Origin of the sequence: uncultured Aliiroseovarius sp. (assembly GCF_947497285.1) — a bacterium.
In the GTDB taxonomy this organism is placed as follows: domain Bacteria; phylum Pseudomonadota; class Alphaproteobacteria; order Rhodobacterales; family Rhodobacteraceae; genus Aliiroseovarius.
Genome location: NZ_CANMFT010000004.1, coordinates 161,622 through 175,485 on the forward strand (window position 1 = coordinate 161,622; position 13,864 = coordinate 175,485).

12 protein-coding genes are annotated in these 13,864 nt (G+C 59.3%); 3 read left to right on the plus strand and 9 right to left on the minus strand.

The window, feature by feature from the left end; genetic code table 11:
- The 5 genes from Q0864_RS08610 to Q0864_RS08630 all read right to left on the minus strand — a co-directional run bounded on the left by Q0864_RS08610 (position 1) and on the right by Q0864_RS08630 (position 4,883).
- Positions 1 to 879, minus strand: coding sequence for a F0F1 ATP synthase subunit gamma (locus Q0864_RS08610; protein WP_298568054.1), 879 nt, complete (start codon positions 877 to 879; stop codon positions 1 to 3).
- A 15-nt stretch (positions 880 to 894) separates the two neighbouring features.
- Positions 895 to 2,433 (minus strand): F0F1 ATP synthase subunit alpha, encoded by a 1,539-nt coding sequence (gene atpA, locus Q0864_RS08615; protein WP_298568056.1) that lies wholly within the window; start codon positions 2,431 to 2,433, stop codon positions 895 to 897.
- On the minus strand, positions 2,433 to 2,993 hold the full coding sequence (locus tag Q0864_RS08620) for a F0F1 ATP synthase subunit delta (protein ID WP_298568059.1): 561 nt from the start codon (positions 2,991 to 2,993) through the stop codon (positions 2,433 to 2,435). The genes atpA and Q0864_RS08620 overlap by 1 nt, the downstream gene beginning before the upstream one ends.
- 394 nt (positions 2,994 to 3,387) lie before the next feature.
- Positions 3,388 to 4,152 carry a methyltransferase domain-containing protein gene (locus Q0864_RS08625; RefSeq protein ID WP_298568062.1) on the minus strand — a complete coding sequence of 255 codons (765 nt, stop codon included), beginning with the start codon at positions 4,150 to 4,152 and terminating at the stop codon, positions 3,388 to 3,390.
- Between the two features lie 92 nt (positions 4,153 to 4,244).
- Positions 4,245 to 4,883: a DUF938 domain-containing protein gene (locus Q0864_RS08630; RefSeq protein WP_298568065.1), complete on the minus strand. Its 639-nt coding sequence runs from the start codon at positions 4,881 to 4,883 to the stop codon at positions 4,245 to 4,247.
- 78 nt (positions 4,884 to 4,961) lie between these two features.
- Here Q0864_RS08630 and gloB point away from each other — a divergent pair, with 78 nt between their 5' ends.
- Both gloB and clpA read left to right on the plus strand, forming a co-directional pair.
- The gene (gene gloB / locus Q0864_RS08635) at positions 4,962 to 5,726 is read left to right on the plus strand and encodes a hydroxyacylglutathione hydrolase (protein ID WP_298568068.1); all 765 of its coding nucleotides are present in this window, start codon (positions 4,962 to 4,964) and stop codon (positions 5,724 to 5,726) included.
- 158 nt (positions 5,727 to 5,884) lie between these two features.
- Complete coding sequence (clpA, locus tag Q0864_RS08640; RefSeq protein ID WP_298568071.1) at positions 5,885 to 8,209, plus strand: ATP-dependent Clp protease ATP-binding subunit ClpA; 2,325 nt, start codon at positions 5,885 to 5,887, stop codon at positions 8,207 to 8,209.
- Between the two features lie 157 nt (positions 8,210 to 8,366).
- On the opposite strand, the gene Q0864_RS08645 is transcribed toward clpA, so the two are convergent.
- The 3 genes from Q0864_RS08645 to Q0864_RS08655 form a co-directional block, all read right to left on the minus strand.
- Positions 8,367 to 10,103 (minus strand): peptidoglycan -binding protein, encoded by a 1,737-nt coding sequence (locus Q0864_RS08645; RefSeq protein WP_298568074.1) that lies wholly within the window; start codon positions 10,101 to 10,103, stop codon positions 8,367 to 8,369.
- Between the two features lie 3 nt (positions 10,104 to 10,106).
- Positions 10,107 to 11,306, minus strand: coding sequence for a biopolymer transporter ExbB (locus tag Q0864_RS08650; RefSeq protein ID WP_298568077.1), 1,200 nt, complete (start codon positions 11,304 to 11,306; stop codon positions 10,107 to 10,109).
- A gap of 80 nt (positions 11,307 to 11,386) precedes the next feature.
- Complete coding sequence (locus Q0864_RS08655) at positions 11,387 to 11,926, minus strand: gamma-glutamylcyclotransferase (RefSeq protein WP_298568080.1); 540 nt, start codon at positions 11,924 to 11,926, stop codon at positions 11,387 to 11,389.
- 71 nt (positions 11,927 to 11,997) lie between these two features.
- Here Q0864_RS08655 and Q0864_RS08660 point away from each other — a divergent pair, with 71 nt between their 5' ends.
- Positions 11,998 to 12,999, plus strand: a complete 1,002-nt coding sequence (locus tag Q0864_RS08660; RefSeq protein WP_298568083.1) for a DUF2125 domain-containing protein — start codon at positions 11,998 to 12,000, stop codon at positions 12,997 to 12,999.
- Between the two features lie 2 nt (positions 13,000 to 13,001).
- Here the strand turns inward: Q0864_RS08660 and Q0864_RS08665 are convergent, their stop codons facing one another.
- Positions 13,002 to 13,823: an extensin family protein gene (locus Q0864_RS08665; RefSeq protein ID WP_298568086.1), complete on the minus strand. Its 822-nt coding sequence runs from the start codon at positions 13,821 to 13,823 to the stop codon at positions 13,002 to 13,004.
- Positions 13,824 to 13,864 lie beyond the last annotated feature (41 nt).

Below are 13,864 nucleotides of genomic sequence, written 5' to 3' on the forward strand. Positions count from 1 at the left end.
TTAGAGCGCCTCGGCGCCCGAAATAATTTCGATAAGCTCGTTGGTGATCACAGCCTGACGCGAGCGGTTATACTGAATGGTCAGTTTCTCGATCATGTCGCCAGCGTTGCGGGTTGCGTTGTCCATTGCGGCCATCCGCGCACCTTGCTCAGACGCAGCATTTTCCAAGAGCGCCGAGAAGATCTGAGTGGCCACACCCGAGGGCAGCAGCGTTTCCAGAATACCTTCTTCCGACGGCTCATAGTCATAGATCGTCGACGCGCTTGCACCTTCTTCCGGGGCATCAAAACTGGCCGGAATGACCTGTTTCGCGGTCGGGACCTGCGTGATCACGCTTTCGAACGTGTTGTAGAAGATCGTCGCGACATCGAACTCGCCTTCGTTGAAGCGATGGATCAGGTCGATGGCGATGGATTGAGCGTTGTCATAGCCGACATTACGCACGCCCGACAGATCCACATGGGCGACCATCTGGTCGCCGTATTCACGCTTCAGCTGTTCACGGCCCTTCTTGCCGACGGTCAGGATCTTCACCGTCTTGCCGTTGGCCAGCAACTGTTCGGCCTTCGCACGCGCCATTTTCACGATCGACGAGTTGAAGCCGCCGCAAAGCCCGCGTTCAGCCGTCATGACCACCAACAGGTGGACTTGATCGGCACCCGAGCCGGCAAGCAGTTTGGGTGCACTGTCACCCCCACCCGAAGCAGCAGCCAACCCACCCAGAACGGCGTTGAACCGTTCTGCGTAAGGGCGACCAGCCTCGGCCGCTTCTTGTGCCCGCCGCAGTTTAGCGGCGGCCACCATCTGCATGGCCTTCGTGATCTTCCGAGTGTTCTTGACACTCTCGATCCGATTTTTGAGGTCCTTAAGGTTGGGCATCGTTCAACGCCCCCCTTAAGCGAAGTCAGCGGCGAAGGCGTCCAGCGCAGCTTTGACTTTGTCCTCAAGCTCACCTTTGACCTTGCGGTCATTGTTGGTGATGTCGTCAAGCAGGTCGGCATGCTTCTGACGCAGGTGGTTCAGAAGACCAGCTTCGAAACGCCCCACTTCGCTGACCGCGATCTTGTCAAGATAGCCGTTGGTGCCCGCGTAGATGACACACACGATTTCCGCGTTGGTCAGCGGCGAATACTGCGCCTGCTTCATCAGCTCAGTCAGACGTGCACCGCGGTTCAGAAGCTGCTGCGTTGCCGCATCAAGGTCGGACCCGAACTGCGCAAACGCTGCCATCTCGCGATACTGAGCCAGCGACAGTTTCACCGGACCAGCGACCGAGGACATGGCCTTGGTTTGCGCCGACGAGCCAACACGCGACACCGACAGACCGGTGTTCACAGCCGGGCGGATACCCTGATAGAACAGCTCGGTTTCCAGGAAGATCTGACCGTCGGTGATCGAGATCACGTTGGTCGGAATAAACGCGGACACGTCGCCACCTTGGGTTTCGATCACGGGCAGTGCGGTCAAGGAACCGGAACCGTAATCTTCGTTCAGCTTGGCCGAACGCTCCAACAGGCGCGAGTGAAGATAGAAAACGTCACCCGGATAAGCTTCACGGCCCGGCGGGCGGCGCAGAAGCAGCGACATCTGACGATAAGACACAGCCTGTTTCGACAGGTCATCATAGATGATCAGGGCGTGACGGCCGTTGTCGCGGAAATGCTCGGCCATAGCGGTCGCGGCGTAAGGTGCCAGGAACTGCATGGGCGCAGGATCGGAGGCGGTCGCCGCCACAACGATCGAATACTCAATCGCGCCGCTTTCTTCCAGCTTCTTCACTAGCTGAGCAACGGTTGATCGTTTCTGACCGATAGCAACATAAACGCAGTAGAGCTTTTTGCCCTCGTCGTCGCCAGCAGCGTCGTTATACGACTTCTGGTTCAGAATGGCGTCCAGTGCCACGGCGGTTTTACCGGTTTGGCGGTCGCCAATGATAAGCTCACGCTGGCCTCGGCCAATCGGGATCATCGCGTCGACCGATTTCAGACCGGTTGCCATCGGTTCGTGAACCGATTTACGCGGGATGATGCCCGGCGCTTTCACGTCGGCCACGCCGCGTTTCTTCGCGTTCAGCGGACCTTTGCCGTCGATCGGGTTGCCCAGACCGTCAACAACGCGACCCAGAAGCTCGTCACCGATTGGCACGTCCACGATCGAGTTCGTGCGCTTGACGGTGTCGCCTTCTTTAATGTCGCGGTCCGACCCGAAGATAACAACGCCAACGTTGTCGGCTTCAAGGTTCAGGGCCATTCCGCGGATACCACCGGGGAATTCGACCATTTCACCAGCCTGGACCTTATCAAGACCGTAGACGCGGGCGATACCATCCCCCACTGACAACACACGGCCAACTTCGGCCACTTCGGCGTCTTGACCGAAGTTCTTGATCTGGTCCTTCAGGATCGCAGAGATTTCTGCTGCTTGGATACCCATTATCCGACCTCTTTCATGGAATTCTGAAGTGCATTGAGCTTTGCCTGGATCGACGTGTCGATCATGCGCGAGCCCACTTGGACGACAAGACCACCGATGAGCGTTTCATCGACAGCCAGGTTGATATTCACATCCTTGCCGATGGAAGCCTTCAGGGCCTTGGCAAGTTTGTCTTGTTGCGCCTTGGTCATCGACTTGGCGGCAGTCACCTTGGCGGTCACCTCGCCCTTGTCTTCAGCGATCAGCGCGTTCAGAGCGCTGACAAGCTGCGGCAACACGAACAAACGCCGTTTCTGGGCCATCAGCCCCAACGCGTTCGCGACCATTGGCGAAAGTTTCATTTTCTTGGCGATTGCGGCAACCGCGTCACCCTGTTCATCGCGGCTGTAAACCGGCGAACTGATCAGGCTGCGAAGGTCTTCGCTTTCGGCGAGAGCAGCATCAAGCGCGGTGACATCCGCCTCGACTGCTTTCAGGTTCTTGCCGTCTTTGGCCAGGTCAAAGATGGCAGTGGCATAACGTTGGGCAATGCCAGTTGAGATCGAGACTGGTTCGGACACGTCCACCCTTCCGATGTCTTTAGCCCCATCGTGATTTGCCTGTCGGCAAATCGGGGCGGCCTACAGATGCCGCGATTGCGCGCGTATCATCTAAATCGACGAAGCATGTAGCAGGGATATGCGGCCCTCGCAACAGGCTTGCATGGGTTTATCGCCAACATCTGCCTGCCTTTTTTGCAAGGACGCTCGATCATTTCCGCCAGAACCCTTCACCCTAGGGAAAAAATACCGTCTGGGCGGTCAGGAATCGGTGAAGCATTTCTGAATACAAATGCATACCGTCGCTGTTCTAATTCTTGGTTTCACGCCCTGCAACCAGCCCGTCGCGCCCGACCGAGCTGCATTCCGGTGTGAATGGGCTGATTCTTTTTGCCGGGCATTGCCACGCGGTTCGTCAGGGGTTGGGCAGGTGCGTGCTTGGTTCAGGCACTCCCAACCCCTCCAGCACCTTCAAGGGGCGCCGCACCGCCTGCGCCAGACCGGGGCGTTTTGGGGCCGGGATTTGCTTGGACACTTCGACCATCAAAACACCCCCGGCAAGGATGACCGGCAGTTGCAGTCCCGCCCGCTCCCAAAAATTTCCGGTCTTCAGCCAGAACCGTTTCGAGGACGGGGGCTGATATAGCGCCGACAGGTGGCGTTCGACGCGAAAGCCATGCTCTTTCAGTTGCCCCTCAAGCTGGCTCAGGGAATAGGGGCGGCCATAGCCGAAGGGCGTTGCATCCGACCGGGCCCACAGCCCTGCCCGGTTCGGGGTAATGATTAACGCCCGCCCACCCGGACCCAGCACCCGATAGATCTCGTCCAGCAGGAATGTGGGGGTTTCTGACGTCTCAAGCCCGTGCATCACCACAAGCCGGTCCACGACACCCGTGTCCAAGGGCCACATCGTATCCTCGACCAATGCCGAGACATTCTGCATCCCCGCCGGCCAGGGCATCACGCCTTGCGGTGCGGGCATTAACCCCATCACACGTCGCGCTGTCGGCAGATAGGGGCGCAACAAGGGAACGGCAAAACCGAACCCGACGACGGTCTGTCCTTTGGCCTGCGCCGTTGGCCAGAGGGCTACCAATTTGTCACGAATGGCCTTTTGCGCCGCACGGCCCAGCATGCTGCGGTAATAGAAATTCCGAAGATCCTGCACATCGAGATGCATGAAAGGCTCAGCCACTTACCGTTTGGTTCTGCGCCAAGACTATCGCATCACCGCAAAAAGGAAATGTGAAACCTTGGTCTTTGTCGGGGTGGTCACCGCTTGCGCAAAACAAGCGCCAGATTGTTTGCGGGCATTTCGATCAGGTCGACGCGCTCCATGCCCGCCTGCGCGGCCCAGCGTTCGATATCTTCGATGTCTTTATACCCGGCGGCCGGATCGTTCTTGATCAACGAGGCATGGAAGTTTTGGTCGCTGCCCGATCGAAAGGCACCCCTGGATCTGAAAGGTCCGTATAAAAACCAATGCCCACCCGGCGACAGATTGCGAGCGACGCCCTGAACGACGGCCTGTGCGTTCGGTGCGGGGATCAAGTGCATCAGGTTGACTGTCACAGCAAGGGACGCAGGTCCGATTTGCCAATCTGGCTGCGCCGCATCAAGCGCCTGGGCCATCCGCATGTTCAGCACACCCTCTTCGGCCCGCCAAGCGTCGATGCTGATCAACCGGTTCGAGTCGATATCGGTTGGCTGCCAGATCGTATCCGGAAAGGCCTTGGCAAACGCGACGGCGTGTTCACCCGTGCCCGAGGCGATTTCGAACGCGACGTCACCGGAAGGAACAAAACGCGCAAGCTCTTTCAGGATCGGGGCCAGGTTGCGGGCGGCTGACGGCGCCGACAGCCGACCATCAGCGCGCGCTTCAGCCACGGAATGTGGTATTTCTTCGGTCATTTTGCCCCCCGGTTGCTTGGCAGTATTGAGCCTGCCCCGGCTTTCGGCAAGACTGGAGTTCAAAACCGGAGGTTCGAGATGCTCACCCTTGTCACCATCCCCTGTCTGTCTGACAATTACGCCTTCCTTCTGCATGATGATGTCACGGGGCAAACCGCGCTTGTCGATGCGCCCGACGCCCAGCCGATCAAGGCTGAACTGCAGGCACGCGGCTGGACGTTGACCGAAATCTGGTTGACCCACCATCATTGGGACCATGTCCAAGGCGTCACGGATCTGGTGAAGGCCACAGGTGCCAAGGTGGTCGGTGCAGCCGCAGATGCCGACCGCCTACCACCATTGGATCGAAGCTATAGTGACGATGACACGTTTGAATTTGCTGGCCACGAAGTATCGGTTCTGGATGTTTCGGGCCACACGGTCGGTCACATCGCCTATTTCGTTCCGGATACACACGCGGTCTTTACCGGGGACAGCCTGATGGCGCTTGGCTGCGGACGTTTGTTTGAAGGCACGCCAAACCAAATGTGGGCAAGCCTGTCCCGTCTTGCCGCCTTGCCACCAGATACGCTGGTCTGTTCGGGCCACGAATACACCGCGGCAAATGCGGCCTTTGCGATCACGATTGAACCTGACAACAGCGCATTGGCCCAGCGTCTGGCGCAGATCAAAGCCGCGCGCTCCGAAAACCGCCCCACAGTGCCATCGCGCCTGTCGCAGGAGCTTGAAACGAATCCATTTCTGCGCGCCCACTTGCCTCAGGTCAAAGCGGCCCTACATATGGAAACCGCCCCAGACACCGAGGTCTTTGCTGAAATCCGACGGCGCAAGGACAATTTCTAAGGTATAAATACCAGCAATCACGCATCCGAGAGCAACAATTGACAAGAAAAGGCTTGAAGACGCGGCCGGAAAACCGAACTTTAAACATATGAGGCGACAGTAAAGGTGGAAGAACCGCCAAGCGGAAGATCCCGCATAGCTTACGAGGAGTGTTCGACGTGCCATCCTTTTCAAAACCGCTCGAAGAAGCCATTCACCACGCGCTTGCGCTGGCGAATGATCGAAAGCACGAGCTGGCAACGCTGGAACACCTGCTTCTTGCGCTGCTTGATGAACCCGACGCAGCCCGCGTCATGCAGGCCTGTTCGGTCGACATGGATGTCCTGCGCAAGGTTCTGGTCGAATTCATCGACGAAGAACTGACCACACTGGTCACCGACATCGAAGGCAGCGAGGCCGTGCCGACAGCGGCCTTTCAGCGCGTCATTCAGCGTGCTGCGATCCATGTGCAAAGCTCTGGCCGCACCGAAGTGACGGGCGCGAACGTATTGGTCGCAATCTTTGCAGAACGCGAAAGCAACGCCGCCTTTTTCCTGCAAGAACAGGATATGACCCGTTACGATGCGGTGAACTACATCGCCCATGGGGTCGCGAAAGATCCCAGCATGGGCGAGGCCCGGCCGATCTCTGGTGCGCCGGAGTTCGAAGAGGACGTGCAGGACGCCCAGCCCGCCGAAGAAAACGACAGCGCGCTGGCGAAATACTGTGTCGACTTGAACGCCAAGGCGCGCGACGGCGATATCGACCCGCTGATCGGGCGCGAACACGAGGTAGAGCGTTGCATTCAGGTGCTTTGCCGCCGCCGTAAAAACAACCCGCTTCTGGTCGGTGATCCCGGCGTTGGCAAAACCGCCATCGCAGAAGGGCTGGCCGCCAAGGTCGTCGGTGGCGAAACGCCCGACATCTTGGCCGAAACGACAATCTATTCGCTCGACATGGGTGCGCTGCTGGCCGGCACCCGTTATCGCGGCGACTTCGAAGAGCGTCTGAAGGCCGTGATGAAAGAGCTTGAAGACCACCCCGATGCTGTCTTGTTCATCGACGAGATTCACACCGTGATCGGTGCTGGTGCGACGTCGGGCGGGGCGATGGATGCCTCGAACCTGCTGAAGCCCGCACTTCAGGGCGGCAAGCTGCGCTGCATGGGCTCGACCACCTATAAGGAGTTCCGCCAGCACTTCGAAAAGGACCGCGCGCTGAGCCGCCGGTTCCAGAAGATCGACATCAACGAACCGACTGTTGATGATGCGGTGAAAATCCTGAAAGGTCTGAAACCCTATTTCGAAGACCACCACGGCGTAAAATACACTGCCGATGCGATCAAAAGCGCGGTGGAGTTGTCGGATCGTTATGTCAACGACCGCAAGCTGCCAGACAAGGCGATCGACGTGATCGACGAGGCCGGGGCCGCGCAGCACCTGCTTGCGCAAAGCAAGCGCCGCAAGACGATCGGCGTCAAGGACATCGAGGCCGTCGTGGCCAAGATCGCCCGCATTCCGCCGAAAAGCGTCTCCAAGGATGATGCCGAAACATTGCGCGACCTTGAAAAGGCGCTGAAACGGGTCGTGTTTGGGCAGGACAACGCAATTGAATCGCTTGCCTCGGCCATCAAACTGGCCCGCGCGGGCCTGCGGGAACCTGAAAAGCCCATCGGCAACTATCTGTTTGCCGGGCCAACAGGCGTCGGCAAGACCGAGGTTGCCAAACAGCTGGCCGACAATCTGGGTGTCGAGCTTTTGCGCTTTGATATGTCGGAATATATGGAGAAACACGCGGTCTCGCGCCTGATCGGGGCGCCTCCGGGCTATGTCGGGTTTGATCAGGGCGGTCTGTTGACCGATGGCGTTGATCAGCATCCCCATTGTGTTTTGCTTCTGGACGAGATCGAGAAAGCGCACCCGGATGTCTACAACATCCTGCTGCAGGTGATGGATAACGGCGAGCTGACCGACCATAACGGTCGCACGGTCAGTTTCCGCAACGTGGTCTTGATCATGACCTCGAACGCGGGCGCAGCGGAACAGGCCAAATCGGCCATCGGCTTTGGTCGCGATCGTCGCGAAGGCGAAGACACCGCCGCGATCGAACGCACCTTCACGCCGGAATTCCGCAACCGATTGGATGCGGTCATCAGCTTCGCGCCACTCGGCAAAGAAGTGATCCTGCAAGTGGTCGAGAAGTTTGTTCTGCAACTGGAAGCCCAGCTTCTGGATCGCGGCGTCAGCATCGAGCTGACCCGTGCGGCCGCTGAATGGATCGCCGAGAAGGGATATGATGACCGTATGGGCGCCCGCCCCCTTGGCCGCGTCATTCAAGAGCACATCAAAAAGCCGCTCGCCGAAGAGCTGCTGTTTGGCAAGCTTGCCAAGGGCGGTCTGGTTCAGGTGGGCGTGAAGAACGGCAAGCTGGACCTTCGGATGGAGAAACCCAAAAACCCGCAGCTTGGTTCGCGCAAACGACCCCCATTGTTGACCGCGGACTGACCGCCAACTGAGCACGACACATTTGCACGGGCCGCAGTTCTTCTTGCGGCCCGTCGTCGTTTGGGGCGCTGGAATAGCACTGAGCAGCGCTCAGCCAATCTGCAATCTCGCAAAAAATCTGCTGCCGCTATACTGGTTTCCGCATAGGCAAACGCGGTCAGCGTTCCGTCAGTTTCAGCTCAATCCGGCGGTTCTTTGCGCGCGCTTCACTGGTATTGGCGGGGTCGACCGGGCGGTATTCGCCAAACCCCGTTGCCGCAAGGCGATCGGGCGGAAAACCCAGATCATTGATCATGTATTCCACCACCGACAAGGCGCGCGCCTGACTGAGCGCCCAGTTGTTGCGGAACCGTCCTGTGCCAGCCAGCGGAACATTGTCGGTGTGCCCATCAACGCGAATGATCCAGTCCACTTCGTTCGGGATGTCTCCGGCCACTTCGGCCAGTAGCGCGGCCACCTTGGCAACCTGCGCGCGTCCTTCGGGCTGCAACGTCGCATCGGCGCTTGTGAACAGAACCTCGGACGAGAAAACGAACCTGTCGCCGACAATCTGAATGCCTTCGCGATTGCCAAGCACTTGCTTGAGCTTGCCAAAAAACTCGGACCGATAGGCCGCCAGTTCTTTGGTTTCGGCCTCCAGCCGTTTGCGTTCCGCTTCTTCCAACGCTGCGCGTTTGCGTTCTTCAGAGGCAACACGGGCCAGCGCGGCGTTTAACTCGGACCCAAGGTTGTTGATCTGCACCTTCGCGGCGGCGTCACGCGCGGCGCTGTCGTCCAGAATGGCTTGTAGACTTCCCAGCTGGGTTCTAAGTGCGGCAAGCTGTTCATTCAAAAGCGCAATCTTGCGTTGGCTTTCTGCGCTTTCCGCTTCCTTCTCGGACAACGCCAGATTGGCGGCGGCCAGCAGACGCGCCCGTTGGTCGGCCTCACTGATTGCATCTTGCACCTGGCTTTCAGCCTCGAGCCGTGCGGCAAGTTCGGCTTCCAGACGATCCCGCAAATCTGCCGTTTCAACCCCGTCGGTTTTCTGCTCCTCCAGCCTTAGCAGAGCGGCAGACAGCTGGCGTTCCACATCGACGCCCGCAGCCTTGGCTGCTGCAAGAAGCGTCAAGGTCTCTTCGGCCCGCTTGCGTTCAGCCTCCAGCGCCAAGGTCATCGCGGTTAGTTCTTCATCCGCATTTGCCAGACGGTCACGCAGGGCGGCGGCGGCGGCGGCCTCGGTCACGCGGCTTGCCTCTTCTTCAGTCAGGGCGGCGGCGCTGTCTTCCACCTTCGCCTCAAGATCCGCCACCAGCGCCTCAAGCGCTTCGCGTTTTGCGGCGGCCAGTCGCGCTGCCTCGGCGGTTTCGTCAACCTCGTCGCGCGCGTTAGCCAAGGCCAGCGCCAGCGCATCTTTTTCAGACAGCAATTCAACACGGGCCGCTTCAAGTTCGTCGACCGTCGCGGAAAGCGCCTCGCCCTCGCGAATTGCGCGATCGCGCTCCGACAAAAGCGTTGCAACCTGCGCTTCGAAACTGGTGATCTTTGCGGCCCGCGCGGCTAGCTCAGAGGCCTGATCCGCAGTTTGTGCGGTCAACTGGGCGATCAGGGCTGTTTGTGCCTCAGACACAGATCTGGCTTCGGCCAAGGTCGCGTTCAACGTGCCGACTTCACCCTGAAGCTTCGCCGCCCGCGTCCGCTCCAACCCAAGCGCGTCGGCCAGTTCGGACACCTGCGAGGAAAGCTCGTCCAGTTCATCCGCCTGCCCCGAGATCGTTTCGCGCAATATGAACTGCACGATCATGAAGATGGTCAGGACGAACATCAGGACAAGCAAAAGCGCCGTCATGGCATCCACAAAACCCGGCCAGATCGAGCCGCTCATCCGTTGAACCGATCGCCGCGTCAGGGCCATGGGTTACGCCCTGTCCTGACCGGACGCCACGCGGATCGCGTGGGTCAGGGTTGCAAGATCCCCGCGCAGGTCGGCAAGACTTTCCTGTCGTCCAGCTTGCATTTCTTCCAAAATGCGCAGCAGTTGAACATCGATGGAGCGAAGCCGCATCCGGCTTTCCGCATCCGGGTGATCGTCCGCGTCATCGGCGCGCGCCTGCAGCACTTCGACCACCCTGTCCTGCCCGTCCGCGAGCCGTGACAAGGCGGCAGCCTGACCGCCCCCGTCTTGCAGTTTCGTGGCAACCGCATCGATTTTGTCGGCCAAATGTCCCAGCCGCTGGTCCAGCATGCTGCGTTGCACATCGGTCTGGGTGAACAGGGTCTGCATCGCTTCGACCTGCTCGGCAAGAACGCCAAGATAGGCGCTGGCACCTTGGTCGTTGCCCTCTCCATCGCCGGTGGCAAAGCTTATCTTCGTAATGGTGGACAGCCATTCCTCTAGCTCGCGATAAAACCGGTTCTGGCCATGCCCGGCAAACAGCTCCAGCAGCCCGACGACCAGCGACCCCGCAAGACCCAACAGCGAGGATGAGAAAGCCGTGCCCATGCCGCCCAGCTGCGCCTCAAGCCCGGTCATAAGACGGTTGAACACATCAACCCCGCCTTCACCCTCACCCGGCGCCAGCGACCTGATGGTTTCGACCACCGCCGGTACGGTCGTCGCCAAGCCGTAGAATGTGCCGAGAAGTCCGAGAAATATCAGCAGGTTGACGATATATCGTGTGATGTCACGGGCTTCATCTATACGTGTTGCGATGCTATCGAGGATCGACCGTGCGGACGACGCACCGATCTGCAGATGCGACCCACGGTTTGATCGAAAAAGCGCCGCCAAAGACGCCAACAACCGCGGCGCCCGGTCCGGGTCATGACCATCGCGTTCCTGAACGTAGCCCTCGATCCAGCCGACGGATGAAAAGACCTGCCAGACCTGCCAGAAACAAGCCAGCAGGCCGATCACGAAGACAAACAGGATGAAGCCATTCAGATAGAGATTTGCCTGAAACACCGGCAGCACCCTTGGCAAAGCCAAAAACACGCCAAAGCCTACAAGACCCAACACCACCAACATCACAAAGATTTGGCGGACCGGATGGGTGAAAGACGGCTCGACCCCGTGTTTTTTGGGCGCAGTCAGCGTCCCGCGATCCAACTGATCCATGCGGGCATTTCCTTGTCGCCGTTGTTGTTGGGCACAGGATAGGCGCGATTTGTGCAGGTGCCAAGCTCTGTGTAGACCTGTCAGTCGCCCGCCAACTTCCGCACCTGCTGCGCAAGCCAGTTCAGGTCGTCATCTTCGATCCCAAGTTCGTTCAGGTGGGCAGCAGTGTTGTAAAGGTATTCTGTGTTCGGACCACGCCCGCCGATCGCTTGTGCGATTATCCGTGCTTGTTCTTCCAAATCGATTTGGCAGTATTGCACGTGGTGTGGATCGATCACATAGGTGACGGCCTCGACCTCTCGGCCATCGCGCAGCGAGATCTTCAGCTTTTTTTCAAGATAGGCCGAGGAGACAAGTTCGCGCTCGCGCAGATCGGCCAGTGCCTGATCATGGCTTTTCGGGCAGGCACGAAAGGCGAGACCCTGGCATTGTGCGGCCTCCATTTCGTCCAGCGCAAGGACAAGTCCGGGGTTGTCCACGGTTCCGCGATGGTGAATGGATCTCATGCAAAAGCTGCGGTGAAAGCCCGGCAGACTGGCCACAACTGCTTCGGTATGGGCAAACCCTGGGTTCCACATCAATGACCCATACCCGAAAACCCATAGATCCTGTCTGCTCATTTCACTCGCTCTTCGTCACGTGCCGCTTTAAATACGCCAATAAGCACGTGACGTGACAAGAGGAAAGTGTGATGCGCAGATTGATCGTAATAACGCTGGTATTGGCGGGGCTTTGGGCCGGGTATTGGTATGTCGGCGCGCGCGCCACAGAAGGGGCCTTTGCGGCGTGGATCAAGGATCGGCAGGCTGACGGCTGGGTCGCGGAGGTCAGCGACCTGTCAACACGCGGGTTTCCCAACCGGTTCGACACTGTCTTCACCGGGTTAGAGCTGGCCGACCCCGATACGGGACTGGCATGGGCCGCGCCCGAATTCCAGATCCTGGCGCTGTCCTACAAGCCCTATCACGTGATTGCCGCCTGGCCCGGAGAGCAAATTCTGTCAACGCCCCAACAGCGGATCACGATCTCCGCCTTGGATTTGAAGGGGTCGCTGGTTGTCGATCCGACGCCCGCGTTGACGCTGGACCGCAGCTCGATTGTCATCGAAGGGCTGACCATGACATCATCTGCCGGATGGACATCGTCGCTTGTGCATGGGCAACTGGCGACCCGTCGGGATACCGAGGGAGAGAACCGCCACGATATTCACTTCGAGGCTTCGGATCTGACGCCTGCGTCTTCCTTCATCCGAAATCTCGATACCGATGACGTATTACCACCGGTCTTCGAAGGGGTGTCGCTTGACGCCAACGTCACGTTTTCGGCCCCATGGGACCGCAGCGCGATCGAGGATGCCCGCCCTCAGGTTACGCGGATCGACCTGTCGTCCTTCGTGGCAAAATGGGGCGAGCTTGAACTCGCCATGGCAGGCGCCGTGGACGTAGACGCGCGGGGCAATCCATCAGGCAATGTGACCGTCAAGGCCCGCAACTGGCGACAGATGATCCAGCTTGCCGAAGCATCTGGTGCGCTGGCGCCAGAGCTGGTGTCAACCGTGACCGGCGCCCTGCAATTCGTCGCAGGCCTGTCGGGCAACAGTGAAACGCTGGATGTGCCACTGCGCCTGTCTGGTGGCACGGTCTTTCTTGGGCCGGTTCCAGTTGGCCGCGCACCGGTTCTTGTAATCCGGTAAACTTAGCGGCAATACGCGCCGCTACGATACCGCGCTGTGTCCAGATGCAAATGGTCCTGATGATATCGATCTGCATTTGGGCCAAGCACCGTTCCAAACGGCCCGCAAGCCGCCTTGTGCATCGACTTGAGCACTTTGCCCTGAACCGGGTCACGCCACCCTTTGAGCACCGAAATTTCGGCCCCGTTTTTCAAACGCACCGCCGCGATGTCCAACGCGCGACCCTTGCCGTGCTCGCTGATTTTTGCGCCAGACTTGTTGTTGCGCGTGCGGCAGGCATAATGCGCCACAACCCGTAGCGAAGACGGTCCACCACCCAGCCGACCAACGGCGGGGAAGACGCCCGTTCGCACCCAGTTGTTCAGCGCCTTTGCCGTGGTGCAATCCATTACCGCAGCCTGGCTGAGCTTGACGCCAGACACTTCGGTCACGCGCACAGGATCGGCGACACCACAGCCGCGGATCTTGCCGGGGATCGCCGAGACGGCTTGGCCTTTGATCTCGTTCACGCCACATACGCGGCCCTTGCGCCCAACATTCGCTGGCGCGGGCATGGATGCGGCGACCTTGCGGGAAAAGCCTTTGGGCCGTTTGTTGGGGCGCAGCGAACGTGCGACGGCAAGGCGTGTCGGGGCCGCCACTGCTGCTGCCAGCTGCGCGCCACTGGTCGCGATGACTCCTTGGTTGCTTGCCGGGCGCGGCGTCGGTCTGAGCGAACTGTCAGGCGGCGCGCTCATGGCCGTGGTCGAAAACATCGCGGCCAGAACCACCCCGCCAAGGGATCGCTTCAACACAGCCCGAACACCAAAACCGATTACCCTCATTACTGCTCCTTCACACATGCTCTTCGCGGTCGAACGCACTT